The organism is Fictibacillus sp. Mic-4 (assembly GCF_049843615.1).
Classification (GTDB): Bacteria; Bacillota; Bacilli; order Bacillales; family Fictibacillaceae; genus Fictibacillus_A; species Fictibacillus_A gelatini.
This window is the reverse complement of record NZ_JBBHZM010000004.1, coordinates 39,049-62,188: the sequence shown is the minus strand read 5'-3', so window position 1 is coordinate 62,188 and position 23,140 is coordinate 39,049. Positions and strand designations below refer to the sequence as shown.

Sequence of the window (23,140 nt, the reverse complement as noted above, 5' to 3'; positions counted from 1 at the left end):
CGAAGCGGAGTGCGCTTCGTTTTTTTAATCTTCATCACTATTCATTCCAACAAACATTAAGATAAATCGAACGAGTTCCAGGACAGCGATTAAAGCTGCAGCAACATACGTCAGCGCAGCGGCATTTAACACTTTCCTTGCTTCGCGCTCTTCATTGTTGCGGATAAGCCCGAGTTCGACAATTTGGTCCATCGCACGGCTGGATGCATTAAATTCGACCGGTAATGTGACAAGCTGGAACAAAACAGCTGCACCCATGAAAAGAATGCCAAGCAGATATAATTGAGCAAGATGAAGAAGGGCGCCGCCAATAATTAATAAAAAAGATAAATTTGATCCAATATTCGCTACAGGGACTAACGCATGCCGGAAACGGAGCGGAGCATACCCTTTGCTATCCTGGATCGCGTGGCCAACTTCGTGTGCAGCAACAGCGGCACCTGCAATTGATTGACCGTAATAGTTCTCTTCTGACAGGCGCACGACTTTGTCTCTTGGGTCATAATGGTCGGATAAGCGACCGTGTACCGGTTCGATCGAAACATGTGTAAGTCCATTCCGGTCCAATATTTCGCGGGCAACTTCAGCACCCGTTAAACCATATGAATTCGGAACTTCTGAATATTTCGCATATGTTTTTTGAACTTTCATCTGTGCCCAAATAGGAATTATCATGATCAGTATGAAATAAATGAGAAACATGTTACCGTCAATCCTCCAAAACGTTCTTTACAACTTATCTTAAGTTTCAAGCGACAAGCTGTCAAATTAAACATCTTTATGTTTATTAGTCACCCTTACATTTTCTTTTTCTGCTTTATATTTTCTCCATCCGACATATGTTAATGTGACAAAGATGACTCCTCCGATGGAAAAAATTAGCCAGAATAATGATGGTTCGGATGTGTCGCGATCCGCATGATATAATGCTTCAAAATCAGCCTGAATCACCTCTAATTCCTCTTTCGTCTCTTTAGAGCCTACAAAGTGATCTCTGTTTTTATCAATAAAGTCAATGTCTTGATCTAATTTTTGAAGTTCAACGTCACTTAAATCGATCATTAAAGCCGGACGAATTACTTCATAATGTGATAAAAACTGATTGGCTGCAAATTGAAAGCGCTGCATATTTTTATCTTGAATGGCTTTTTTCATATCCATTAATGGATTCATCAATTGATATTCTGTTTGTTTCCAGAGTGGCTGATGGTCTGAATTGACCGCATCGATCACAAGCCGAAAGCCGGTTAATTTATTTAACTTTTCTTCACTCGTTTCATTTGGCCTCGCAAGCGTCTCTCGTGCCAGCTCCATTGTGCTATCAATAATTTGCGCTTTTTCAGGTGTGAGTTCCGTTTGTCTGCTTCCCTTTTCGAATTGATTAGATAAATATTGAAGCACTTCGCTTGCTTCGTCAAAACGCTCTTCTTTTCCGAGCTCTAACACTTTATCTGAAAGTTCATTAAAAACGGACCAGTCTTTTGTGGCCGTCTGCGCATGAACATTAAACGGAAAGATGGCAAAACTAAGTATGGCCGCACATAGCATTTTTTTCATTGACTTGTCCCTCCCCTACGATATATGAAATCATATGAAAGAAGGGACAAGATTAGACCTATTTTAGCCGTACGGTCATTCGGCTTTTTTATGTATATGTTTTTTGCGCGTGAACAAGTAAACAATTGCAACTGATAAGATGCTGAGCCAAAACGTAATGTAACCGATGATCGGCATATATTTCTCAAGCATGTAATAATGCGGCATCATTTTAAAGACATAATCAATCATTTCATTATGGAGTACCCATATACTTGCAATTACAAGATGAATTGGCTGGATTTTATAAAAAGGCGCATAAAGTAAACCTTCGGCAGCCATTCCTAAATGTGAAAAGATTAACATATAATTCATCCAATTCAGCGGTGGCCCGACGATGCTCCCGGCTATATTCATTCCGACCGCCCAAATGCCGTATTTAAAAAGGCTGACGGCAGCTAACGCTTCAAATAATGGAACATTCCGTCCGAATAAAAAGGCGATTAATACAAAACAGAAAAAAAGGCTTGCAGTAGGACTGTCCGGTACAAATAAAAGAAATGGAGCCGGTGTTTCAGCAAGCTGGCTTTTGTACCAGTAGTATCCATAAATCGTGCCAAGAATATTAATAACAAGCAAACACCAGATAACCCATTTCTCTTTGAGCAGCGCAAATACCCAATACATCTTTTTAGCTTCTCCTTCTGTGTAAAAAAAGCTGACTTTATAAAAGCCAGCTTTATCTTGATTATTTTAATTTTGAAATAAATTCCGCCATTTTTTTCAAATCGGCGTCGCTTCCTTTATATTGATTAGGCGGCATTTTTGGCGGCTTTCCGTGCTTGGCAATTTTCGCGATTTCTTCCGGCTTTAATCCAGTACCAATCAATGAAGGTCCGGCACCACCAGTAAGATCTTTTCCGTGACATTGCACACAAGTTTGTTTCGTGTATACTTGATAGCCCGGATCATTTTTGTCAAATTTCACTTCTTTCACGATTTTCCCCTGTTCCTTCGCTTTATTCCAATCGTGTGTGACAACAGATTCCCAGGTTAAATATGTAATGGAAGCTAAAGCGAGCAACATTAATCCAGTCGCAATCGGACGCCTCGACGGACGACGCTCAGGTCCTCGATCGAGCCATGGCGCCAAGAGCAGGGCACCGAAAGCAAGTGCAGGTATAACAATCGTACCAATTAATGCATAGTCTCCTGATGCATACTTATATTTTAACAATTGATACAAGAATAAGAAGTACCAGTCAGGAAGGGGGATATACCCGCTATCCGTAGGATCCGCTTTTTTCTCAAGCGGTGATTCGTGTGCAATGGTCAAAATTAAATATCCAATTAAAAAGACGGCACCTACCATCCATTCTTTCAAAAGGAAGTTAGGCCAAAACGCCTCCGTTTTTCCCGGATATTCCGAATAATCTTTCGGAATGTTTTTCATCTTTTTGATTGCCGGTACACGTGAGTCGCCAACGAATTTCATTCCTTTACCTCGATGCATACTTCTCCCTCCTTTTCGTTGAAAATATAGCGTTTCATCTCTTCTTCATTGGCACTTTATTTTACAGCGGGCCGGAAATACCTTGTTTTCGGATCATTAAAAAGTGTACGCCCATTAGCCCTAGTAATGCTGCAGGCAAGAAGAATACATGAATGGCAAAGAATCGTGTAAGCGTTTGCGCCCCGATGATTTCACCGCCGGCAAGGAATGTTTTAATGAGCGGTCCAAGAATCGGAACCATTTCAGCAATCTGAATCCCTACTTTCGTCGCAAACAATGCCTTCATATCCCATGGCAGGAGATATCCCGTAAAGCCAAGGCCAAGCATGACAAAGAAAATAAGTACACCTACAACCCAGTTTAATTCACGGGGCTTCTTGTATGCTCCCTGGAAAAATACGCGCAATGTATGTAAAAACATCATTACGATTACTAAACTCGCACCCCAATGGTGCATCCCGCGTACAATTTGTCCATTTACAACACTGTTTTGCAAATAGTTAACAGATTCCCAGGCATTTACGATATCCGGTACATAGTACATGGTTAAAAACATTCCGGATAAAATTTGAATGACAGTAATAAAAAAGGTTAATCCTCCAAAACAGTATACGAACGCAGAAAAATGGTGAGCAGGGTTGACGTGCTCAGGCACTTCGTGATCTGCTACGTCCCGCCAGAGCGGCGTAATGTCAAGGCGCTCGTCTACCCAATCGTATATTTTTTGCAACATGTATTACGCCCCCCCTCGTGGTACTGCCTTTCCTAAGTATAGTTTTCCATTTTTCACTTTGCTTTCATAGAGATCAAGCCCTGAAAGCGGCGGTGTTCCTGGTACGTTTTTACCATTTTTGTAATAACGTCCCCCGTGACACGGGCAGTAAAACTCGTTCGGATATGCCGGATTATTGTTCCAGCCTACCGTACAACCGAGATGCTTACAAATTGGTGACATCGCAACAATTTTTCCGGACGAGTCTTTATACACAAATGCGGATTGTGTAACTTCAGACTCGTACCAACCGTCTTTTTGTTTAATCTTCCAATTCACCGTCTTCGGTTCAGATGTAATTTTGCTTACGTCTGTAACCGCAACCATATCTTGATCCGAGCCTTTTTCCAGGATCGGATCAATCGCAAAGCGCACCATTGGCATCAACATCCCGGCAGCCATAAAGCCTCCGACACCAGTTAACGTATAATTCAGAAACTGACGTCTGGAGATATCTTCCTTTGACATTCATTTCCCCCCCTTGTGCCGCAAATTTGGTCCATCCGGACAGAAAATTTACACACTTATTACTAGGACATTCCCATGATAGCGTATGATGTCTTTTAATGTCAATAGAACCATCATACAAATGCCTGTCCAACTCCTTTAAACTGAACGTTTTTGCCACTCGTTAAAAATGACCGTCATCAATTGTTTAACCTGTTCTCTTATCATTTCTTCTTTATATGACTCATCCATCGACTCCAATGGAATGGCAGGCAACCATAGCAATGTTTGTTTCATAGTATGCTCAATTTTTTTCCAATCTACATCACTCGTTAAAAAAAAGATGTGCTTAAAAGCTGCTTCATCCTCAAGAGCCGTTGACCATTCCCCTAACAACTCGACGCTTACTTCCGATTCTTTACTTTTTAAATATGTAAACGGTGGCAGCAAAAGCACCCTGCCGTGAAGCTGCCGCTCAATTTCTTTGCTTAAAAGGTCTACATATTCTCCCATTCCGACAGCGTTTTTCATCTTATCATTAAAACTGACGGGTAAAAGTGGCACGAGCGCAGTATCAACATATTCTTTTGATTGATCATAAACTTCAAAGTCACGAGACTCCCATTTCATCCTCTCATTCTCCCCCTAATAGTATTCATTCTTTACTATAGTACCATGCGGTTTTACTTTTTCAAAAAAGTAACCAAAATTAAAACCCTCTTGAAAGAGGGCTTTAATTTTGCAGATTGTTTAATTCCTCAGACAATTTTTGAAACGATGCTTCATCTTTTTCATCTAAGGCTTTGTCGATTTGCATTAAAATCGTTTGCCGCTTAAACTCATTGATCGATTGATCGAGAATGAGCTCCGCCCATAAACCATATTTCTTATCTGTGACCATGTTCGGCGGCAAGTGCGGATTCTCTTCTAAAACTGAAGCATATTCCGGAGTCAGCCTGGAAGAATTAAAATTTAATTCAATATAAATATCTTCGTCCTGGTTTAGACGGATATCATGGAATGATTTCTCAGCATCTGTTGTAAGTACATTTTGTTTATAAAAGCGAAACGGAACCCCGTCCGTACACTGCGCAGACATAATAATGGCTTTCGGGCAATATTCGGCTTTTTCGACAAAATGTACTTTTTCCATTAACTGATCGTCACTGACAAGGTAATTTAACAACCAGACGCACTCTCTTTTTTTCAATTGATAATGATTTAAAAACCATTTAATAAAATCTTTTTTCTCAAGAACTGAAACAGTGCTACTCATTGCAATCCCCCCCATCATTCATTCCAATAACTATATTTACTATAGTATATTCTTGCCCGCCTTCATAAATCCTTCTAAACATGACGATTGTTTTCTAAAATTCGCTCATTCTCTCGATGATCTCTTCTAAATGATACGCTTCGGGATTAATCGTTAGCGCTTTTTTCAGAACGGTTTTTGCTTTGTCAGTCAGCCCTTCTTCAAGTAAGAAAAAGCCATACTCTTCAAGGAACTCTTCGTCGCTCACATAATGAAGAAATGCCGTATCATACGCTTTCATCGCTTCGTTATATTGTTCAAGTTCTCTATAGCCTGTAGCCAGATACCAATGAATTTCGGGGGCTTCTTCCCCGAGCTTCAACATCTCGTTCATCAATTCGACTAATTCATCAAAGCGCTCTTCTTTCTTTAAGATGGAAGCAAAATGAAATGCGGCTTCCAAATTGGAAGGATTTAATGCCATAATTTGACGTAAATACGCTTCCCCTTCTTCATTGTTATTCAATTTGTAGGCGAGTTTAGCCGCTTGAAGAAACATTTCTTCGTTATATTCATCTTTCTTCATTCCTTCTTTTAAAACTTCCATCGCCTCAACAAGCGCACCTTCTTCTTCATACGCACTTGAAAGAATGGGGTATAATGTAGTATAGTCCGGATCGAGATTTTTCAACTCGTTAAAAGCGTGGATCGCTTGCTTAAACTCGCCAACTTTGTAAGCGGTAAGTCCATACCCGAACAAGCTATGCAATTCTTTTTTCTTCTTTAAACCTTTCTTATAATAATCAAGAGAGGCTTCAAATTGCCCTGAACGGCTCAATGACTCTGCAAGCCGTAAATAAAGATCTTCTTTCGGAATATCTGATGGATACTTTTCCGCTTCTTGAAAAAATGCAGCACTTTTAATAAAATCACCGCGATCGAGATAAAACTCTCCAAGGGCATACGATAAAACCGGTTCCTCTGGTGCGCGCTTTTTCGCTTCCTGCAGCTTTCTTTCCGCTACTTCATACAACCCCTGGCTCTGGTATAAATCTGCTTGAAGCAAAAGTGCAGACAAATAAGATGGATCATCCGGGGAAATTTGCGCCAGCACCGAAAGCGCCTCTTCTTCTCTGTCCATTTCGATATATAGTTCCGCCATTAAAATTTGCAAGTCCCCATCGTCCGGGTAATAAGCGGCTAATTCTTGAATCACATTTTCAGCATCTTGCAGAAGTCCCCAATTCATATATTGCTCTGCAATTTCGTAAAGTGTTTCATGGTCCGAGTTCTTTCTCATTTCACGAATAAGCGTAAGCCCCTCTTCAACGTGGCCCATTTCGACTAATTGAACTGCTTCATTTAGTTTATTCAACATGATTAAACTCCCTTTACTATAGTCAATTTCATTATACATGAGCCATAGGGTCTATTCCAAAACCGAGCATTGATCATGTATTTTGTAAGTTCTCCCCGCCTTTCTACTTCTTCTTACAGACAAGCTATGAATAATGCGGGCGCAATATTCATAAAATTCGAGGAGAAAAAGAAAAAGCCCTGACTTTGAAAGCGTTGTCAGGGAAATTTACAATATGGATAGGAGTGGAGAGAAACCATATTAGTTATATTATAACAAGATTTTCGAAAAAATCAACAATATTTTTCGAAAATTTAGAATATGACTCTCTCCTTATTTTTACTATCGTTCACTCAAAAACCGTTCCAGAAGGTGAATGATTCCATCATTTTGTTCCTTGGTTCCAACCGTTATCCGGACACAGGTTGGGAAACCAAGCGGGGTTCCCGAGCGGATGATATAACCTCTTTCCAGTAAATATTGAAACACGGCATCACCAGAGACGCCCATGTCGATCAAAATAAAGTTCGTTTCTGAAGGGTAATATGTTAATCCATTTTTCGAACAAAAATCATAATATTGCTGCAATCCTTTGCGATTTTTCCGGAAGCACTCTTCGATAAACACCTGATCGCCGATCGCCGCCATTGCTGCCTTCTGTGCGATTCTCGAAGTGTTAAACGGTTCTCTTGCCGGTTCCATCGCTGAAATGATCGATTCGTTTGCAATCCCATAACCAATCCTTAGAGCTGCCAGGCCGTATGCTTTTGAAAATGTGCGCAAGATGACAAGGTTAGGATATTCATTTAAGTAAGAAATCGTTTGAGGGTAGTCTTCGGCCTGGACATACTCATGATAAGCTTCATCACAAACAACGATTACATTTGACGGCACACTGGCCATCAACTTTTCAAAATCTTGCTCACGAATATAAGTGCCAGATGGGTTATTCGGATTACAAAGCCAGATGATCCTTGTCCGGTCATCGATAGCCCCGGCCATTCCTACAAGATCGTGATATCCGTTCATGAGAGGGACTTCCCTGATTTCGGCACCTTCAATCGTTGCATTATGGCGATATTGCGAGAAGGTCGGCGTCGCCATTACCGTGTTTGTATCCTTCGTTAAATAAGTTCGGCAAAGAAGCTGGATGACTTCATCTGAACCGTTCCCAAAAATAAGCTGCTCTTTTCTCACGTTTAAAAATGATGAAAGTTTTTCGCGAACCTCTAGGGCATATCCGTCCGGATAAAGGGGAAGACGGTTCATTTCTGACATCATTGCTTCCTTAACAAACGGTGAGCATCCGTATGGATTTTCATTTGATGCCAATTTCACAATTGATGTCAGGCCATATTCCCGTTTCACTTCCTCGATCGGTTTGCCAGGTTGATAAGGTTTTAATGTTCGTAATTGTTTCTTTGCTTGCATTATTGAAAACTCCTTTACCTGTAGACAAAGGAAGGGACTAGCGAAGACACAAACTCTTCGAAACTCTCCAGCGCCTCCTTCCTTTTTTCTAATTGGATAAGTTCACGACCTAATTCTTCTATTTTTGATACAATCCGACTGCCTATGATGAATCCATCGCATAGATCGTTAAAGGACTGCATTTGTTCTTTGTTCGACAGGCCAAAGCCAATGAGAACCGGGACGTTGCTATACTCCTTTGCTTTTTTGAGAAATACGTCCAAATCACTTGAAAGCTCGCGCCTGACACCGGTTACCCCGAGAGAGGAAATACAATATAAAAAGCCTTTAGCAGAATGGCCGATTTGCTTTAGCCGCTCTTTAGAAGTTGTCGGTGCAACGAGAGAAATAAATGAAATCCCTTTGTTTTGGCACTGTTGGCGTAATTCGCCGCTTTCTTCAAAAGGAAGATCTGGAACGAGCAGTCCATCAATATCATTTTCACTTGCTAAAGCAAAAAAGCGTTCCTCTCCTAATTGTAACAAAAGATTGTAATAAGTAAAGATAATAACCGGAATCTTTAACCCTTTTTCTCTCATAGAAGAGACGAGTTTCATCGCCTTCTCCAGCGTCATTCCAGCTTGAAGTGCCCGAGAGGATGCCCTTTGAATGACAGGGCCGTCCGCTAATGGATCAGAGTATGGAATGCCAAGTTCAATCGCATCTGCCCCGACCTTCTCAAGGCTTAAAGCAAGTTCAACTGTTATTTCACTCGTAGGGTCACCTGCGGTAATAAATGGAACAAATAATGGCTTTTCGCCTTTTTCAAACCGTTCGAATCTACTTGCTCCCATCATGAAACTCCTCTCTTTCAAACAATGTATGGACATCTTTATCCCCTCTGCCTGACAGGCAAACGAGGATGCTTTGATCAACTGACATTGCTTTTGCTTCTTTGATTGCCTGCGCTATAGCATGTGCGCTTTCAATGGCACAAATGATACCTTCATCCGTACATAAAATGGACAACGCTTCTAGAGCTTCATCATCCGTAATGCTAACATATTCCGCTCTCCCCGAATGTTTTAAATAAGCGTGTTCAGGTCCGACACCTGGATAGTCAAGCCCCGCTGAAATCGAGTATGGTTCTTGAATTTGTCCATCTTCGGTCTGTAAAAGATACGTGATGGAACCGTGGATGACCCCGAGCGTTCCTTTCGCCATTGTAGCTGCATGCTCTTCGGTGTCCAATCCTTTACCCGCTGCTTCCACACCGATTAGCTTCACCTTGTCTTCTTCAATAAAAGGAGAGAACATTCCAATTGCGTTACTTCCGCCTCCGACACAGGCAATGATCGCATCTGGCAACTTTCCATGATTCAATTGTTTAAATTGCTGTTTTGCTTCTTTTCCAATGATACTTTGAAACTCCCTTACAATGTACGGATATGGATGAGGGCCGACTACAGACCCGATTAAATAAAAAGTGTCATCTACAGATCCTACCCACTGCCTGATCGCTTCATTTGTCGCATCTTTCAGCGTTCCAGTTCCGCTTGTCACCGGAATGACTTCGGCTCCTAGTAGCTTCATGCGGAAAACATTTAATGCCTGGCGTTTAATATCCTCCTCACCCATGAATACTTTGCACTTAAGGCCATAACGCGCCGCAGCCGTAGCAGCCGCAACACCATGCTGGCCGGCGCCTGTTTCGGCGATGATTTTCTTTTTCCCCATTCTTTTTGCGAGGAGCGCCTGTCCGATGGCGTTATTAATTTTGTGCGCCCCTGTATGGTTTAAATCTTCCCTTTTCAAATAAATTTTTGCGCCGCCAAGCCTTTCGGTTAAATGAGACGCAAATGTAATCGGTGTCGGTCTGCCGGAATAGTCAATCAATTCATTTGAGACGTTTTCGATAAAAAGAGGATCTTCCATCGCATCATGAAATCCTCTTTCTAGTTCTTCTAATGCAAACATCACTGTTTCCGGCACAAATTTTCCGCCGAACATTCCGTAGCGGCCGCGGGTGTCAGGATATACGTTGATCATGTAAAACGACCTGCCTTTCCAATTGAAGTATGATCTCTTTATTTTTTTCACCATTTTTCTCTATTCCGCTGGATACATCGATTCCGTGCGGTTCATATTTGAGCAGCTGGCTTATATTTCTTTCCGTGATTCCTCCGGCGATAAAGCATGGGACTTTTTGCCTTTCAGCTTCTTTCATATAAACAGGAATACTTTCCCAGTTAAATGTCATTCCTGTTCCACCGTACTTGCCATCCGCTTTCGTGTCGATAATAAACCCATCTGCCATTCCTTCTAGTGCTTTCATTTTGCTTAGCGCATCCTCTTGATGGTGGATCGCTTTCCAAACCGTTTTGCCGGTTACTTTTTTCAGCCATGCTAGTTGTTCAACTGGCTCATCGCCATGGCATTGAATGACATCTAAATTAACGATCGATAAAAGATGCTTGATATTCTCGGGTTCTTCGTTTACGAAGACACCGACTGTTTTTTGCTGTAACGGAGAAACGTTCTCCAGCCATTTGGAAACTTCGCTGGCCTCCACTTTTCTTTTGCTTTTAGCAAAGACAAAACCAATAAAATCAGCTTTTGTCTTTGCGATTGTCTGTAAATCAGCAAGCGACCTGCACCCGCAATATTTAATAAGCCTTCTAATTTTCTCCATATAGCGCTTTTATCCCTTCTTGTGGTGAACGTGCCCTCATTAATGCCTCTCCGACTAGAATGCCATGTGCTCTACAATCACTGATAAATTGAATATCTTCGGGCTTATGAATGCCGCTTTCACTAATGCAGAGACAGCCTTCAGGGACATGTTGTATAATCGTTTCAGTGGTCTTAATCGATGTTTGAAATGTCGTTAAATCCCGGTTATTGATGCCAATCAATTTTGGCGTAAATTCATGCAAACAATCGTACAGTTCTTTTGCGGAATGGATTTCAACTAAACATTCCAATCCAAGCTCCTGTGCCATTTTATATAAAGCGTGAAGTTTTTTGGGCGAAAGAGCTGCGGCGATAAGCAGAATCGCGTCGGCTCCGATGCTGCTTGATTCCTCCACCTGACGTTCATCAATAATAAAATCTTTACGCAATATCGGCAAAGCCACTGCCTTTTTGATTTCTGTCAAATAATGATTGGACCCTTGAAAAAAGCGTTCGTCTGTTAACACCGATATTGCATCCGCGCCCGCCTTTTCATAGCTGACTGCAATATCAACAGGCACGAAGTTTTCTTTTATGATACCTTTAGAGGGTGACGCTTTTTTCACTTCTGCGATTAAGGCGGGTTTTCTATTCCCGTTTTGAATAGCTTGAATAAGGGATCGTTTTTTTCCTGGCACGCGCTTGAACTGACGTGGAAGTTCGTCAATTTCTCGTTTTTTCTGTTCAAGAATTTGTTGCAGCATATTGTTCACCTCTTATCGATTCATAATGCCCAAAAGCAGTTCCTGATCGAAGGATTTCCTTCACCATTTTTACACCTTCTTGAATAGTTGAAACATAATCGGACGCATAAAGAGCGACCCCCGCATTATACGCGACGATATTGTTTGCAACCTCCGCCCCGTTCCCGGCGAGCACGGATAAAATGACCTTCGCGCTTTCCGATATGGACGAAACCGTTATGTCTTCCAATTTACCTACTGTCAAGCCGACGTCTTCTGGAGTAAGGGTATATGTCCGCACCCTTCCATCATTCACTTCATAAAAGCGAGTTGGAGCAGAAATAGAACATTCATCCAGACCATCAAGGCCGCTTACAACGACAACCTTATTTAATCCAAGATTTAAAGCGGCCTCAGAAATCGTTTTTGCCGCCCTCTCGTTAAATGCCCCGATTAGCTGATGGGTTGGGAAAGCCGGGTTGCACAATGGGCCAAGTAAATTAAACGCCGTGCGAAATGAAAGTTTTTTTCTCGTCGGACCGGCAAATTTTAATGATGGGTGAAAAATAGGCGCAAATAAAAAGCACAATGAATGCTGTTCAAGTTGACGGGAAGCTTCATCTGGAGTTTCTGGAACAGATATACGAAGTTCGCGGAGGACATCTGCACTTCCACTTTTCGACGTCACAGCAGAATTTCCGTGTTTTGCAACTTTAATACCTAAGGAAGACAAAATGATGGCAGAGACTGTCGATATATTAAAGGTTGATGAGCCATCTCCGCCTGTTCCACACGTATCAATGACCCGGGTTTGGCGATGCGTGATTTTGGTTGCCCTCTCTCGTACGCATTCCGCAAATCCCGTTAGTTCATCAACCGTTTCCCCGCGAAAACGAAGAACGGTTAGTAAGCTGGACAACTCCGCCTCTGTAACATGACCGTCCAGTATTAAACTCATCATGGAATACGCTTCTTCCCTGGAAAACGTCTCACCTGCTACCCCTTTTTGCAACATTTCTCTAAACATAAACATCCACCTTTCTTTTGTATTTTTCATCTAAAGAAAGGGGAGTCTAACCGGAATTCAGAAAGGAAGAGGGTCTTTTTATCATGGGCCAATTCACCTCCGCTAAGGAGAATGAATGGAGAAGGTAATGAGGAAATTAAAAAAACCGTACGCCAAAGACGCACGGATACTATGTAGCTCTAATCCTCGTCTATGCTCCACTCTTCATTCTCATCTAAACTAATCTCTAAACTCTCTCAGGCTATCCTTATAAGAAAGATAGTACAGATTGAATCGTTTGTCAATTCAAAAATTGATTTTTTTTATAAAAAAAGGGCTCTGCCGCTTCCAGTCCATATGTGGAAGGATTGAAGATTTGCTCGGTGCTTCCGACAAATAAAAACCCTCCTGGACGCAGCGCTCTACTAAATTTTTGATACAGCTCATTCTTCGCTTCCTCTGTAAAATAAATCATCACATTTCTACAAATGATGAGGTCATAATTACCGTCGAACGAATCGGCCAACAAATTATGTTTTTTAAACTGGATCGGTTTTTTCACATCGTCTCGAATAACATAGCCCATCTCATTTTTCATAAAATAGGATCGTAAAATTTCTTTTGGGACGTCAGACAGCGATCGTTCGAAATAAAAGCCTTTCTCCGCCTGTTTTAAAGCCTGGTCATCAAGATCTGTTGCAAGTATGGAAAAAGACTGCTGTTTCAGAGAACGTGAAAGGATGATGGAAATCGTATACGGTTCTTCTCCTGTTGAACAGGCCGCACTCCAAATTTTCAGCCTTGACCTCCCTTTTGCTAATTGGGGCAAGATCTTTTGTTCCAGCACTTCCCAACGCTTTGGATTTCTGTAAAATTCCGATACATTTATCGTTACTCGATCAAAGAATTCTTCAAGCAGTGATTCGTCTTTCGTAAGCGCATCGAAAAATGCCGTAAAGTTTTTGTAATTTTTTTTATCCCTAAATGAAGTCAGCCTCCGTTTCATTTGCGCTTCTTTATAAAGGGATAAGTCAATTCCCGTTTTCTTTTTTATTTTCTCTATAAATGTTGCATAATCTCGATCTACTTCCATTATTCATCCCCCATAAAAAAACCGGAGTGAGAACTCCACTCCGGTTAAATGGACAGTTTAAGCCCAGGTTGAAATCGTTTTTTCATAGTCAACTAATTCTTCTTCTTTGAAAAAGAGAGCGATTTCTCTCTTCGCACTTTCCGGAGAATCTGATCCATGAATCACATTGTTGCTTACACGTACCGCAAAATCTCCACGAATCGTTCCAGGTGCCGCTTCTGCCGGATTGGTTTTACCCATCATATTGCGGGCCGTAGCAATCACTCCTTCTCCTTGCCAAACCATCGCAAAAACCGGACCGGATGTGATAAAATCAACAAGCTCTCCGAAAAACGGACGTTCCTTATGTTCACCGTAATGCTGTTCAGCCAATTCACGGGAAATGCTCATTAATTTAGCGCCAACAAGTTGAAATCCTTTTTTCTCAAATCTGGAAACGATTTCACCAATTAAATTGCGTTGCACGCCGTCTGGTTTTACCATTAAAAATGTTTTTTCCATCTGTTAGTCTCTCCTTCTTTATGTACTTTTCGTTGGATCTTATGAAAGATTGTAATCCACAAAAAATACTATCAAAAATTGCATCAATGCGCAATGTGTTAAAATTTACGTTTTCCAATATATTTCGCAATTTTGATTAAACTAGTTTTTGCCTGTCCGCCAGGAAGCTTATTCACCGCAAGAAAAGCCCTGTCAAGATACACATTTGCGATGTTCGAAGCATATTCAACCGAACCGTTTTCCTTAATTTCTTGAATGAGGCGCTGCAACGTACGATCATCAAACGTTTTATAGTATTGTTTGATTTCATCGACAATTTCTGGACGGTTTTTCATCGTATGCAAAACCGGCAGCGTAATATTTCCTTGCTTTAAGTCCCCTCCAGCCGGTTTTCCAAGTTGCTTTTCAGTTCCTGTAAAATCCAAAATATCGTCGGTGATTTGATAAGCCATACCTACTGAATAACCGAAATTGAACAATTCTCGCTGATAATTGAGAGGCGCATTTGTTGAAATCGCACCAAGTTGGCAGCTCATGGCTATAAGCAAAGCTGTTTTACGTTTAATTCTACGCAAATAATGCCTGAAATGTTGATTTAAATCGTACTGTTCTTTAATTTGTTGAATTTCACCAATGCACATTTCTTTAAAGCAATGGGCTAAAATTTGATGAGCCCTTGGAATTTGAATATGTGTAATTTGTTCAAGTGCCCTGGCAAACATAAAATCACCGGTATACATGGCCACTTTATTATCGTACATTGATTTAACCGTTTTCTCTCCTCGTCGTAAATCAGCATCATCGATTACATCATCATGGACAAGAGAAGCCATATGTATTAACTCGAGTGCAACAGCAACACGTTTGACGATTTCAATATTATAATCGCCAAAATGTGCGGATAATAGCACAAAAACAGGGCGAATCCGTTTCCCGCCTGCTTTCAACAGCTGCCGGCCTGCATCTTCTAAAATAGGATGTTCGGCGCTTACGCTTAACTCAAGTTCATTTTCAATCAATTGGAGATCTTTTTTAATATGTCGATATAAGTCCGTTAGTTTCATCATTTTTTCACCTAAATACCTTGTAAGGAGTAATCGATAAATTTAATTTGGGGCTTCTTGTTCAGCAGCTTGCTTTTTTGAGCAAGCTCGTAATAATATTGCAATCCCTTTTGATGTTCTTCATTAAAATCATAATTTAATCCTTTAAAATAGCTGGACCAATAATGGAAGTCGCCTCCATGCTGTTGAATAATAAGGGGGATCATTTCTGAATATTGATTTTGCCGGTTCAGTTCTTTGCTTTCTTGCATTTCAGAAAGCAGCTCAAGAAGCAGCGCTTTTTGCCTTTCGATCACTTCATTTCGAACCGCCATAACCGCAAACGTCATCGGAAGGCCTGTGAATTTATACCATTCAGCTCCAAGATCGTACGTGTAAACCGAACTTTTCTTTTCATTCCAAGCTGCTTTAATTGCATCATCACCAATAAGTAAGCATGCATTATAGTTTTCCATCATCCATCCATAGTTCGGCTTCATCATATGGTAGTCTACATCAATTTTATAAAAGTCAGCCAATATAATCTTCAATAAATTTACGGAAGTTGCAGAACTCGATGTTAAAGCGATCGTATCGCCGGCGAGCATGTCAATCGGTTTTTTTGAAAATAAAAAGATAGAACGTACTTTTCCGAAAGAAGACACGGATAAGTTCGGCAAGAGTGAATAACGGTCACTATTTTCTCCGTATGAAAAGGAAGATATCCCTCCTAAATCGATTAACCCCTGTTCCATTTTCCGATTAAGCTCTGTCGGAATTTGTGGAACAAATGACACATTATTCGCAGCCAGGCGCTCGCGATTCAGGTAAAAAAAAAGCGGAAGTATGTTAGTATAGCTTATTTCGCCGATCCTTAATCCCATTAGTCTCCCCACCTTGTAAATAGATCATGGTGTACACCGAGGGTATCCATTACTTTTCCTACAAGAAAATTAACGATATCATCAAGTGTTTTCGGTAAATGATAAAAACCAGGCATGGCAGGTACGATCTTGCCGCCCGCATCCGTCACTTTCAACATATTTTCAAGGTGAATTCGGTTAAGCGGGGTTTCTCTCGGAACAAGCAGTAATTTACGTCCTTCTTTTAACATAACGTCAGCCGTGCGTTCCAATAAATTACCGGAAGCACCATTTGCAATTCCCGATAACGTTCCCATTGAACACGGCATGATGACCATCCCTTTATTCTGGTAGGATCCTGAAGCGATGGGCGCATTAAAATCTCTCAGCGTATGATAATGGAGTTCGCCATTTTCCGATTGAAAATGAGTATTAATAATCGTTGTGCGGTCTTCGGTATTCCAACCGAGCTCCTCCCGAAATACTTGCCATCCTGCTTCTGTCACAATTAAATGGATACGGCAACCGGCTTTTAGCAATTCCTGAACGAGACGGACTCCATAAATCGCCCCGCTTGCACCCGTAATTCCTACTGTGAAAATTTCCATAGCAATAAATCTCCTAGTGAAAAGATGAACATAGCGACACTCAAAATTCCATTCATATTAAAGAATGCGACATTGACTTTTGATAAATTGTTTGGTGAAATGATGGAATGTTCATAAATCATGAGCCCGCCCGAAACAATAACGCCAATAAAATAAATCCAGCCTAACTCAGGTGTTATCCATCCTAATGACAAGTAGGCTATAAACGTAATGACATGAAAACATCTTGAAATCATTAGCGCCCGCGGGATTCCGAAATAGGAAGGGATTGAATATAAGCCTCTTTTTTTGTCAAATTCTGCATCTTGCGTCGCATAAATGACATCAAATCCGGCAATCCAAAATGTCACTCCGATAAAAAGGATAAAAGCTGGCCACGATAAAGTACCTGTTGCTCCAACCCATCCTCCGAGCGGTGCAATTCCGTCTGTAATTCCGAGCACGATATGACACAAAAATGTAAACCGTTTTGTAAACGAATAAATAATAAGAAAAAGAGCTGCAATCGGCAATAATTGAACACAAAGCCAATTGAGCATATAACAGCTTACAAGTAATAAAATAAATGAAAGCGCAATAAATATATAGACTTCCGTTTTACTAATAAGCTTTGCCGGAATGGCGCGCATGGAAGTCCGCGGATTCTTTTGATCAATCTTTTCATCAATGACCCGGTTTAAAGACATTGCGATATTTCTTGCCCCGACCATCGCAAGCGTAATCCATACCCATTCCGATAGAGTCGGGAACGTCCCCTCTTCCACAACGCTGCCAAGTATTGCTCCTATATAAGCAAAAGGCAAAGCAAATAACGTATGTTCAAATTTAATCATCTCAAGGATGATCTTCAGTTTCTTAACCACATAAATCTCTCTTTCTATTTTTGTTTTATTCCCATATGCATGGCTGCCGCCCCGAACGAATATGGCTTTACCACAACGGATACAAAGCCCGCTTTTTCAAATAATTCCTTCAACTCTTCCCTGTTAAGAAATTCCCCGGCGGATTCTTGCAGCCATGAATATTCGTTATAGCTCCTTGCAAACAATTTCCCGATGAACGGCATCACTACCGAAAAATAAAAGTTAAAACATTGTTTAATGACAGGGGTTGTTATTTGCGAAGTTTCAAGACAAACAACTTTCCCTCCAGGTTTTACAACCCGATGCATTTCTTTTACTGCCTGGAAATAGTCTGGCACATTTCTCAGGCCAAAACCGATCGTAACGACATCAAACGAATTGTCTTCAAACGGCAATTCCATGGCATTTCCGTAACGAAGCTCTACATTTTTCAGTTGCAGTTTGTCGATTTTTTCCTGTCCAACTTTAAGCATATTGCGGCTAAAGTCAAGGCCGACAACCTTCCCCGTCTCCCCTACTGCCTGGCTTAGCGCGATGCTCCAATCACCGGTACCGCAGCAAACGTCAAGCGCTTTATCCCCTTCCTTCACATTCATGCGCCGCATCGTATCTTTGCGCCATCTTGTATGCTGGTTAAAGCTAATAATATTATTCATAAAATCATATTGTTTTGATATTTTTTCAAATACGGAATGTACACGTTCTTCTTTCGGTTGTGTCATTTTTTACCCTTCTCCAAGCTGCGCATGTTTTTTCCCAAGTAAGGAATTCATTCGATTTTGCACTACAGATTGTAGCATCACTGGTACTTCTATCGATTGAAGGCGCTTAATAGATGAATCGATCTCTTGTTGAATTAATTTACCGGCCCGTACATGTTCCTTCCAATCGGAAGCGCAGGAAATAAATAAAAAATGAGAGATAAAGGAGGTGAATTTTTCCATCCCAAGATGTTCTGCCACTTCCATCAATAAGGAACTTTCAATCCCTTTTTTAGCAGCCAGCCATTCGTCCGGAAGAAGTTCCTCGGCATGATGGACTTTCATTTTATATTCATTGATTTTCCGAATTCCTTCGGCAAGAGCACGGATAAACGCGATGTCTTCAATCTCTGCAAGTAAATCATAGTAGAGACTGCTATAATAATCTCCCGCAAGAACGAGAAGTTGCCGCATTTTTTTATTTTCGCCCGAAATATTCAAAATTTCTTCGTGCGTATCAAGGGCAAGCTGTACAAGCATAATCGAACAATAATACTCTCCGAGAAGCTCTTCTTGAAAACCTTTTTCCCTGAGCAGCCAGTATGCAAGGATAGCCTTGTCGCTATTGATAAGGGGAACGTTGACATATTCCTTTAAATACGAATGTTCCAATTTCTCCATTACGAGCTGGTTTAATTTATTCACTTCTTCATGGTTGAATTTCATGTCTTTTCCCCCACATTTAACTATCAAAAAAGCCTATATGTATTATACCATTTATAAACTAATTTTTTTCAATAAAATAAAAGCAGGAATCCTGCTTTTAAGCTTCTGTATCGACAACACCATGCCGAGTATAGATGACAGCTTTTCCTCTAACTTTAACAGCTGAGGTATGATCGGTAAATTGAGCGATCATCACTTCACCTTTATCCAGCTTTTCAGAATGATGAAATCTTGTTTCTGTTCCTCTTGTTAAACCAATGACGTTTACACCATTTTCTTTTGCTTTAATCACAAAAAAGTCATTGTCCATCTCTTTCACCCTTTTTCACTCCATTTCACTATGCCCGAATTAAGCCAAGCACTTCTGCTCTTGCAGCCGCATCACTCGCAAAAACACCCCGTACAGCTGAAGTAATCGTTTTTGAACCTGGTTTCTTCACACCTCGCATTGTCATGCACATATGCTCAGCTTCAACAACGACCATTACTCCATAAGGTGACAATGTTTCGAGAATAGCGTTCGCAACATCTGTCGTTATTCTTTCCTGCAGCTGCGGCCGACGTGTTACCGCTTCAACAGCTCTTGCCAATTTGCTTAAGCCTGTCACTTTACCACCCTTTGGAATATAGGCAACATGAGCTTTCCCAAAAAAAGGCACAAGATGGTGTTCGCACATCGAATAAAACGGTATATCTTTTACAAGAACAAGTTCTTCATGTTCTTCTCCAAATATGGTTGCGAAGTATTCTTTCGGATCTTGATTCAATCCTTGAAAAACTTCTTCATACATTTTTGCAACACGTTTCGGTGTATCAAGCAGCCCTTCACGGGTCGGATCCTCCCCGATTGCTTCTAAAATCATTCGCACTGCCTGTTCTATTTTTTCACGATCAAATTCCGTCAAGGTTTTTTCCTCCATTCAAATCAGACCACGTCAAGTCGATTCTAGCATATGTATCAGGAAATCGCAAAGTTAGAAAAACGCTATAGTGGTTTCAGGCTGGCCGAGAATCTTGCCAGCCCTTAGGAAACTATCGATTCCTTAAATATAAAAAAACCGCAAAATTTGCGGTTTTTAATGCCCTATGTATAAGCTTATTTTACAGCATCCTTAAGGGCTTTTCCAGGTTTGAAAGCAGGCACCTTGCTTGCTGCAATTTCGATTTCTTCACCAGTTTGTGGGTTGCGTCCCTTACGAGCGGCACGCTCACGAACTTCGAAGTTACCAAAACCGATAAGTTGAACTTTATTACCTTCCTTTAATGTTTCAGTAATTGCTTCAAATACAGCATCAACTGCTTTTGATGCATCCTTTTTGGAAAGTTCAGTTTGCTCAGCTACTGCATTTACGAGATCAGTCTTGTTCATTCCATTCACCTCCTCTCAAGTACCATTCGATATTCATTCATTTATATATATCGGAATTTGCGGAACTACTTTAAGAGGTCTATGCAATTTTTATTTTGCATGTAACAAGCCTTATATTAACCGATAAACCGCAAGAATTCAATCGTTTTTGTCGATTATTAACGAAATTCCGGTTTTTTATACAAAAAAACGAAGTGGAAATGATCCACTCCGCACTTTTATAAAATAATGGCGATTAAACCTCCAGAACCTTCATTGATGATTCGTTCCAGCGTTTCTTTTAATTTATACCTTGCGTTTTCAGGCATTAAAGCAATTTTTCCTTGAATTCCTTCGCGAACAATCGAGTTAAGCGATCTGCCAAATATATCGGAGTTCCAAATGGAAAGCGGGTCTTCCTCAAAATCTTGCATTAAATAACGCAGCATTTCTTCACTTTGTTTCTCCGTTCCTATGATTGGAGCAAATTCGGACTCTACATCTACTTTAATCATATGAATGGAAGGTGCAATGGCTTTAAGCCTTACCCCGAACCTCGAGCCCTGGCGGATGATTTCCGGTTCATCCAAACTCATATCTGATAAAGCAGGTGCCGCAATTCCGTAACCGGTTTGTTTTACCATTCTCAAGGCGTCGGCCACCTGATCGTATTCCGCTTTCGCATAGGCAAATTCCTGCATGAGCTGCAATAGATGGTCTTTTCCTCTTATTTCAACGCCAACCACTTCTTTTAAAATTTGATCATACAGATCATCCGGGGCAAACAAATCAATTTCAGCAATCCCTTGCCCCATTTCAATCCCTGCTAATCTTGCATCATCGATAAATTCAAATTCACTAAAGCTGCCTACGACCCTGTCTACGTCCCGAAGCCGCTTAATATCTTTTACCGTTTCACGAACTGCTTCTTCATAACTTTCCCTTAACCAATGCTCTTCCCGGAGAACCATTACCCAGCTCGGCAAGTTGACATTCACTTCAAGTACCGGGAATTCATAGAGAACTTCACGTAATACATTGTTTATATCATGCTCTGTCATTCCTTCTACACTGATGGCGAGCACCGGAATGTCATACTTTTCGGCTAAATCTCTGCGAAGTTGTTCCGTGTCGGGATGATGCGGCTGTACCGAATTGATGATTAAAATAAATGGCTTGCCGACTTCTTTTAATTCTTCAACCACACGCTCTTCAGCTTCAATATAATCGTGCCTTGGGATTTCTCCAATCGTTCCATCTGTTGTGACAACAACGCCAAGAGTGGAATGCTCTTGAATGACTTTGCGTGTGCCGATTTCTGCTGCCTCATGGAAAGGTATAGGCTCGTCATACCATGGAGTGTGAATCATTCTCGGACCGTTTTCATCTTCGTATCCTTTTGCGCTTGGAACCGCATAGCCGACGCTGTCGACAAGTCTTATATTGACATCCAGCCCTTCGGCGACATGAATTCTAACGGCATTGTTCGGGACAAATTTTGGTTCGGTTGTCATAATCGTTTTTCCTGCTGCGCTTTGCGGCAATTCGTCCTGAGCGCGCTGGCGGTCTGCTTCATTTTGAATATTCGGTAATACTACTAATTCCATAAACCGTTTAATAAAGGTGGATTTCCCGGTACGTACTGCACCGACTACACCGAGATAAATGTCGCCTCCGGTTCTTTCAGCGATATCTTTAAAAATATCGATTTTTTCCATTTGTTTCCCTCCCGATCCAAATAAATTCCGGATGCTATCTTGGACAATACATATTTATGATGTTGTCCTAAAAATATGATAGGAGGCGAAAGATTTTTTAAATCACCTTCACATTGCATTTAGACCGGGAGAGAAGCACATGACGTGATCTTCCAGGATAATCGGTCTCTTCTTATACGCAAGATGGGGTATAAAAAAATCTCTCCTCCTTTTCTATGAATGTATTAGAAAAGAGGAGAGTTCATGACTACTTTGTTAAAAATACCGGTTCATTCTTTTTCACCGTATATGGAACGGAAAATGCAGGGACAAAATTCGAATGATCTACTAAAATATCGCGAATATCCTGGCCTGTTTTATAGTGGTGTTTATACTTATGCAATGCTTCGTACAAGTCCATTGAATAATCGACATAAACGTTATATTTGCTATCGATAATCAGCGGAAGATGTTTGCCGGAAAATGGACTGACGACAAAAGGTTCAGACTTTAGCCCTAATTCTTTATAATTTAAAGTAAAGTACCCATTTCCTAACACGTGTTCGAACGGTGGATACTTATTCCTTCGTATGTAATCTTTTAAGCGCATGTCAAACTCCTGTACCCTGTTTACTGTAACTAGATCAATGAGTTTGACTTTCGGTTTTGTTTCAGCATCCACTAACACATACTGAAACGTCCCCCCATTTTCATAGGAATTCCCGGGTGGCTTTTGCATATATTTAGGAATCAATCTACCAAAATCAATTCGGTATTTTTCATAAATACCTGTAGATTGATCACTATTTTTAATCGGCAGGATTGAAGTATCTTTATGATAATCTTCTACAGCCGATTGAACTGATTGAATTTGATCTTTATACGGAATTCGATTTTCGGCCCTCTTGTCATTTGGATAAAGACAACCGGATAAAGTAAAAACGAGACCGATCATACATAACGCCATTAATTTTTTCATTCGTGT

At 40.8% G+C, this 23,140-nt stretch carries 28 protein-coding genes; all 28 read right to left on the bottom strand.

The window, feature by feature from the left end; translation table 11 throughout:
* Nucleotides 1-24 precede the first annotated feature (24 nt).
* Nucleotides 25-702 (bottom strand): zinc metallopeptidase, encoded by a 678-nt coding sequence (locus WD019_RS05105; RefSeq protein ID WP_026676968.1) that lies wholly within the window; start codon nucleotides 700-702, stop codon nucleotides 25-27.
* 66 nt (nucleotides 703-768) lie between these two features.
* Nucleotides 769-1,557 carry a sporulation protein YpjB gene (gene ypjB, locus WD019_RS05100; RefSeq protein ID WP_026676967.1) on the bottom strand — a complete coding sequence of 263 codons (789 nt, stop codon included), beginning with the start codon at nucleotides 1,555-1,557 and terminating at the stop codon, nucleotides 769-771.
* Between the two features lie 75 nt (nucleotides 1,558-1,632).
* The gene (locus WD019_RS05095) at nucleotides 1,633-2,223 is read right to left on the bottom strand and encodes a DUF1405 domain-containing protein (RefSeq protein WP_026676966.1); all 591 of its coding nucleotides are present in this window, start codon (nucleotides 2,221-2,223) and stop codon (nucleotides 1,633-1,635) included.
* A gap of 61 nt (nucleotides 2,224-2,284) precedes the next feature.
* Nucleotides 2,285-3,049, bottom strand: a complete 765-nt coding sequence (locus WD019_RS05090) for a c-type cytochrome (RefSeq protein WP_425710831.1) — start codon at nucleotides 3,047-3,049, stop codon at nucleotides 2,285-2,287.
* A gap of 61 nt (nucleotides 3,050-3,110) precedes the next feature.
* The gene (gene qcrB / locus WD019_RS05085) at nucleotides 3,111-3,782 is read right to left on the bottom strand and encodes a menaquinol-cytochrome c reductase cytochrome b subunit (RefSeq protein ID WP_026676964.1); all 672 of its coding nucleotides are present in this window, start codon (nucleotides 3,780-3,782) and stop codon (nucleotides 3,111-3,113) included.
* Between the two features lie 3 nt (nucleotides 3,783-3,785).
* The gene (locus WD019_RS05080; RefSeq protein WP_026676963.1) at nucleotides 3,786-4,289 is read right to left on the bottom strand and encodes a ubiquinol-cytochrome c reductase iron-sulfur subunit; all 504 of its coding nucleotides are present in this window, start codon (nucleotides 4,287-4,289) and stop codon (nucleotides 3,786-3,788) included.
* A gap of 138 nt (nucleotides 4,290-4,427) precedes the next feature.
* On the bottom strand, nucleotides 4,428-4,898 hold the full coding sequence (locus WD019_RS05075; protein WP_026676962.1) for a YpiF family protein: 471 nt from the start codon (nucleotides 4,896-4,898) through the stop codon (nucleotides 4,428-4,430).
* A gap of 103 nt (nucleotides 4,899-5,001) precedes the next feature.
* A complete protein-coding gene (locus WD019_RS05070) occupies nucleotides 5,002-5,544 on the bottom strand; it encodes a ReoY family proteolytic degradation factor (protein ID WP_026676961.1) in 543 nt (180 codons plus the stop codon).
* Between the two features lie 94 nt (nucleotides 5,545-5,638).
* On the bottom strand, nucleotides 5,639-6,901 hold the full coding sequence (locus WD019_RS05065) for a tetratricopeptide repeat protein (RefSeq protein ID WP_425710830.1): 1,263 nt from the start codon (nucleotides 6,899-6,901) through the stop codon (nucleotides 5,639-5,641).
* A 321-nt stretch (nucleotides 6,902-7,222) separates the two neighbouring features.
* Nucleotides 7,223-8,311, bottom strand: a complete 1,089-nt coding sequence (gene hisC / locus WD019_RS05060; RefSeq protein WP_026676959.1) for a histidinol-phosphate transaminase — start codon at nucleotides 8,309-8,311, stop codon at nucleotides 7,223-7,225.
* 14 nt (nucleotides 8,312-8,325) lie between these two features.
* Nucleotides 8,326-9,144, bottom strand: coding sequence for a tryptophan synthase subunit alpha (trpA, locus tag WD019_RS05055; RefSeq protein ID WP_026676958.1), 819 nt, complete (start codon nucleotides 9,142-9,144; stop codon nucleotides 8,326-8,328).
* On the bottom strand, nucleotides 9,131-10,339 hold the full coding sequence (trpB, locus tag WD019_RS05050) for a tryptophan synthase subunit beta (protein WP_026676957.1): 1,209 nt from the start codon (nucleotides 10,337-10,339) through the stop codon (nucleotides 9,131-9,133). The genes trpA and trpB overlap by 14 nt, the downstream gene beginning before the upstream one ends.
* Nucleotides 10,320-10,982 carry a phosphoribosylanthranilate isomerase gene (locus WD019_RS05045; protein ID WP_035350248.1) on the bottom strand — a complete coding sequence of 221 codons (663 nt, stop codon included), beginning with the start codon at nucleotides 10,980-10,982 and terminating at the stop codon, nucleotides 10,320-10,322. The genes trpB and WD019_RS05045 overlap by 20 nt, the downstream gene beginning before the upstream one ends.
* Entirely contained in the window at nucleotides 10,969-11,727 is a 759-nt protein-coding gene (trpC, locus tag WD019_RS05040; protein ID WP_026676955.1) for an indole-3-glycerol phosphate synthase TrpC, read from the bottom strand. The genes WD019_RS05045 and trpC overlap by 14 nt, the downstream gene beginning before the upstream one ends.
* On the bottom strand, nucleotides 11,708-12,733 hold the full coding sequence (trpD, locus tag WD019_RS05035) for an anthranilate phosphoribosyltransferase (protein ID WP_026676954.1): 1,026 nt from the start codon (nucleotides 12,731-12,733) through the stop codon (nucleotides 11,708-11,710). Before trpD ends, trpC begins: the two co-directional genes overlap by 20 nt.
* Nucleotides 12,734-13,013: 280 nt before the next feature.
* Nucleotides 13,014-13,805: a CheR family methyltransferase gene (locus tag WD019_RS05030; RefSeq protein ID WP_026676953.1), complete on the bottom strand. Its 792-nt coding sequence runs from the start codon at nucleotides 13,803-13,805 to the stop codon at nucleotides 13,014-13,016.
* A gap of 57 nt (nucleotides 13,806-13,862) precedes the next feature.
* The gene (gene ndk, locus WD019_RS05025; protein WP_425710829.1) at nucleotides 13,863-14,306 is read right to left on the bottom strand and encodes a nucleoside-diphosphate kinase; all 444 of its coding nucleotides are present in this window, start codon (nucleotides 14,304-14,306) and stop codon (nucleotides 13,863-13,865) included.
* 98 nt (nucleotides 14,307-14,404) lie between these two features.
* Nucleotides 14,405-15,370 carry a heptaprenyl diphosphate synthase component II gene (gene hepT, locus WD019_RS05020; protein ID WP_026676951.1) on the bottom strand — a complete coding sequence of 322 codons (966 nt, stop codon included), beginning with the start codon at nucleotides 15,368-15,370 and terminating at the stop codon, nucleotides 14,405-14,407.
* 11 nt (nucleotides 15,371-15,381) lie between these two features.
* On the bottom strand, nucleotides 15,382-16,233 hold the full coding sequence (locus WD019_RS05015) for a menaquinone biosynthetic enzyme MqnA/MqnD family protein (protein ID WP_425710828.1): 852 nt from the start codon (nucleotides 16,231-16,233) through the stop codon (nucleotides 15,382-15,384).
* Nucleotides 16,233-16,820: a UbiX family flavin prenyltransferase gene (locus WD019_RS05010; protein ID WP_026676949.1), complete on the bottom strand. Its 588-nt coding sequence runs from the start codon at nucleotides 16,818-16,820 to the stop codon at nucleotides 16,233-16,235. The genes WD019_RS05015 and WD019_RS05010 overlap by 1 nt, the downstream gene beginning before the upstream one ends.
* Entirely contained in the window at nucleotides 16,802-17,683 is an 882-nt protein-coding gene (locus WD019_RS05005; RefSeq protein ID WP_026676948.1) for a UbiA-like polyprenyltransferase, read from the bottom strand. Before WD019_RS05005 ends, WD019_RS05010 begins: the two co-directional genes overlap by 19 nt.
* A gap of 14 nt (nucleotides 17,684-17,697) precedes the next feature.
* A complete protein-coding gene (locus WD019_RS05000) occupies nucleotides 17,698-18,405 on the bottom strand; it encodes a demethylmenaquinone methyltransferase (protein ID WP_026676947.1) in 708 nt (235 codons plus the stop codon).
* A 3-nt stretch (nucleotides 18,406-18,408) separates the two neighbouring features.
* Entirely contained in the window at nucleotides 18,409-19,110 is a 702-nt protein-coding gene (locus tag WD019_RS04995) for a heptaprenyl diphosphate synthase component 1 (RefSeq protein ID WP_425710827.1), read from the bottom strand.
* A 97-nt stretch (nucleotides 19,111-19,207) separates the two neighbouring features.
* Nucleotides 19,208-19,420 carry a trp RNA-binding attenuation protein MtrB gene (gene mtrB, locus WD019_RS04990; protein ID WP_035350342.1) on the bottom strand — a complete coding sequence of 71 codons (213 nt, stop codon included), beginning with the start codon at nucleotides 19,418-19,420 and terminating at the stop codon, nucleotides 19,208-19,210.
* Nucleotides 19,421-19,448: 28 nt separating this feature from the next.
* Complete coding sequence (folE, locus tag WD019_RS04985) at nucleotides 19,449-20,030, bottom strand: GTP cyclohydrolase I FolE (RefSeq protein WP_407636379.1); 582 nt, start codon at nucleotides 20,028-20,030, stop codon at nucleotides 19,449-19,451.
* 176 nt (nucleotides 20,031-20,206) lie between these two features.
* Nucleotides 20,207-20,479, bottom strand: coding sequence for an HU family DNA-binding protein (locus WD019_RS04980; RefSeq protein WP_035350245.1), 273 nt, complete (start codon nucleotides 20,477-20,479; stop codon nucleotides 20,207-20,209).
* 218 nt (nucleotides 20,480-20,697) lie between these two features.
* Nucleotides 20,698-22,176, bottom strand: a complete 1,479-nt coding sequence (spoIVA, locus tag WD019_RS04975; RefSeq protein ID WP_026676943.1) for a stage IV sporulation protein A — start codon at nucleotides 22,174-22,176, stop codon at nucleotides 20,698-20,700.
* Nucleotides 22,177-22,423: 247 nt separating this feature from the next.
* Nucleotides 22,424-23,134: a hypothetical protein gene (locus WD019_RS04970; RefSeq protein WP_425710826.1), complete on the bottom strand. Its 711-nt coding sequence runs from the start codon at nucleotides 23,132-23,134 to the stop codon at nucleotides 22,424-22,426.
* Nucleotides 23,135-23,140: the final 6 nt, after the last annotated feature.

Excerpts from the sequence above, each read along its gene's own strand:
- WD019_RS05075 (WP_026676962.1), bottom strand. The coding sequence starts at position 4,898 with ATGAAATGGGAGTCTCGTGACTTTGAAGTTTATGATCAATCAAAAGAA.
- WD019_RS05070 (WP_026676961.1), bottom strand. The coding sequence starts at position 5,544 with ATGAGTAGCACTGTTTCAGTTCTTGAGAAAAAAGATTTTATTAAATGG.
- WD019_RS05030 (WP_026676953.1), bottom strand. The coding sequence starts at position 13,805 with ATGGAAGTAGATCGAGATTATGCAACATTTATAGAGAAAATAAAAAAG.
- WD019_RS04970 (WP_425710826.1), bottom strand. The coding sequence starts at position 23,134 with ATGAAAAAATTAATGGCGTTATGTATGATCGGTCTCGTTTTTACTTTA.
- mtrB (WP_035350342.1), bottom strand. The coding sequence starts at position 19,420 with ATGGACAATGACTTTTTTGTGATTAAAGCAAAAGAAAATGGTGTAAAC.
- folE (WP_407636379.1), bottom strand. The coding sequence starts at position 20,030 with ATGGAGGAAAAAACCTTGACGGAATTTGATCGTGAAAAAATAGAACAG.
- spoIVA (WP_026676943.1), bottom strand. The coding sequence starts at position 22,176 with ATGGAAAAAATCGATATTTTTAAAGATATCGCTGAAAGAACCGGAGGC.
- ndk (WP_425710829.1), bottom strand. The coding sequence starts at position 14,306 with ATGGAAAAAACATTTTTAATGGTAAAACCAGACGGCGTGCAACGCAAT.
- qcrB (WP_026676964.1), bottom strand. The coding sequence starts at position 3,782 with ATGTTGCAAAAAATATACGATTGGGTAGACGAGCGCCTTGACATTACG.
- WD019_RS04980 (WP_035350245.1), bottom strand. The coding sequence starts at position 20,479 with ATGAACAAGACTGATCTCGTAAATGCAGTAGCTGAGCAAACTGAACTT.
- trpA (WP_026676958.1), bottom strand. The coding sequence starts at position 9,144 with ATGGGAGCAAGTAGATTCGAACGGTTTGAAAAAGGCGAAAAGCCATTA.
- trpD (WP_026676954.1), bottom strand. The coding sequence starts at position 12,733 with ATGTTTAGAGAAATGTTGCAAAAAGGGGTAGCAGGTGAGACGTTTTCC.
- hepT (WP_026676951.1), bottom strand. The coding sequence starts at position 15,370 with ATGAAACTAACGGACTTATATCGACATATTAAAAAAGATCTCCAATTG.
- WD019_RS05045 (WP_035350248.1), bottom strand. The coding sequence starts at position 10,982 with ATGGAGAAAATTAGAAGGCTTATTAAATATTGCGGGTGCAGGTCGCTT.
- WD019_RS05105 (WP_026676968.1), bottom strand. The coding sequence starts at position 702 with ATGTTTCTCATTTATTTCATACTGATCATGATAATTCCTATTTGGGCA.
- WD019_RS04995 (WP_425710827.1), bottom strand. The coding sequence starts at position 19,110 with ATGAAATTCAACCATGAAGAAGTGAATAAATTAAACCAGCTCGTAATG.
- trpC (WP_026676955.1), bottom strand. The coding sequence starts at position 11,727 with ATGCTGCAACAAATTCTTGAACAGAAAAAACGAGAAATTGACGAACTT.
- ypjB (WP_026676967.1), bottom strand. The coding sequence starts at position 1,557 with ATGAAAAAAATGCTATGTGCGGCCATACTTAGTTTTGCCATCTTTCCG.
- WD019_RS05090 (WP_425710831.1), bottom strand. The coding sequence starts at position 3,049 with ATGCATCGAGGTAAAGGAATGAAATTCGTTGGCGACTCACGTGTACCG.
- WD019_RS05000 (WP_026676947.1), bottom strand. The coding sequence starts at position 18,405 with ATGACACAACCGAAAGAAGAACGTGTACATTCCGTATTTGAAAAAATA.
- WD019_RS05010 (WP_026676949.1), bottom strand. The coding sequence starts at position 16,820 with ATGGAAATTTTCACAGTAGGAATTACGGGTGCAAGCGGGGCGATTTAT.
- trpB (WP_026676957.1), bottom strand. The coding sequence starts at position 10,339 with ATGATCAACGTATATCCTGACACCCGCGGCCGCTACGGAATGTTCGGC.
- WD019_RS05095 (WP_026676966.1), bottom strand. The coding sequence starts at position 2,223 with ATGTATTGGGTATTTGCGCTGCTCAAAGAGAAATGGGTTATCTGGTGT.
- WD019_RS05015 (WP_425710828.1), bottom strand. The coding sequence starts at position 16,233 with ATGGGATTAAGGATCGGCGAAATAAGCTATACTAACATACTTCCGCTT.
- hisC (WP_026676959.1), bottom strand. The coding sequence starts at position 8,311 with ATGCAAGCAAAGAAACAATTACGAACATTAAAACCTTATCAACCTGGC.
- WD019_RS05065 (WP_425710830.1), bottom strand. The coding sequence starts at position 6,901 with ATGTTGAATAAACTAAATGAAGCAGTTCAATTAGTCGAAATGGGCCAC.
- WD019_RS05080 (WP_026676963.1), bottom strand. The coding sequence starts at position 4,289 with ATGTCAAAGGAAGATATCTCCAGACGTCAGTTTCTGAATTATACGTTA.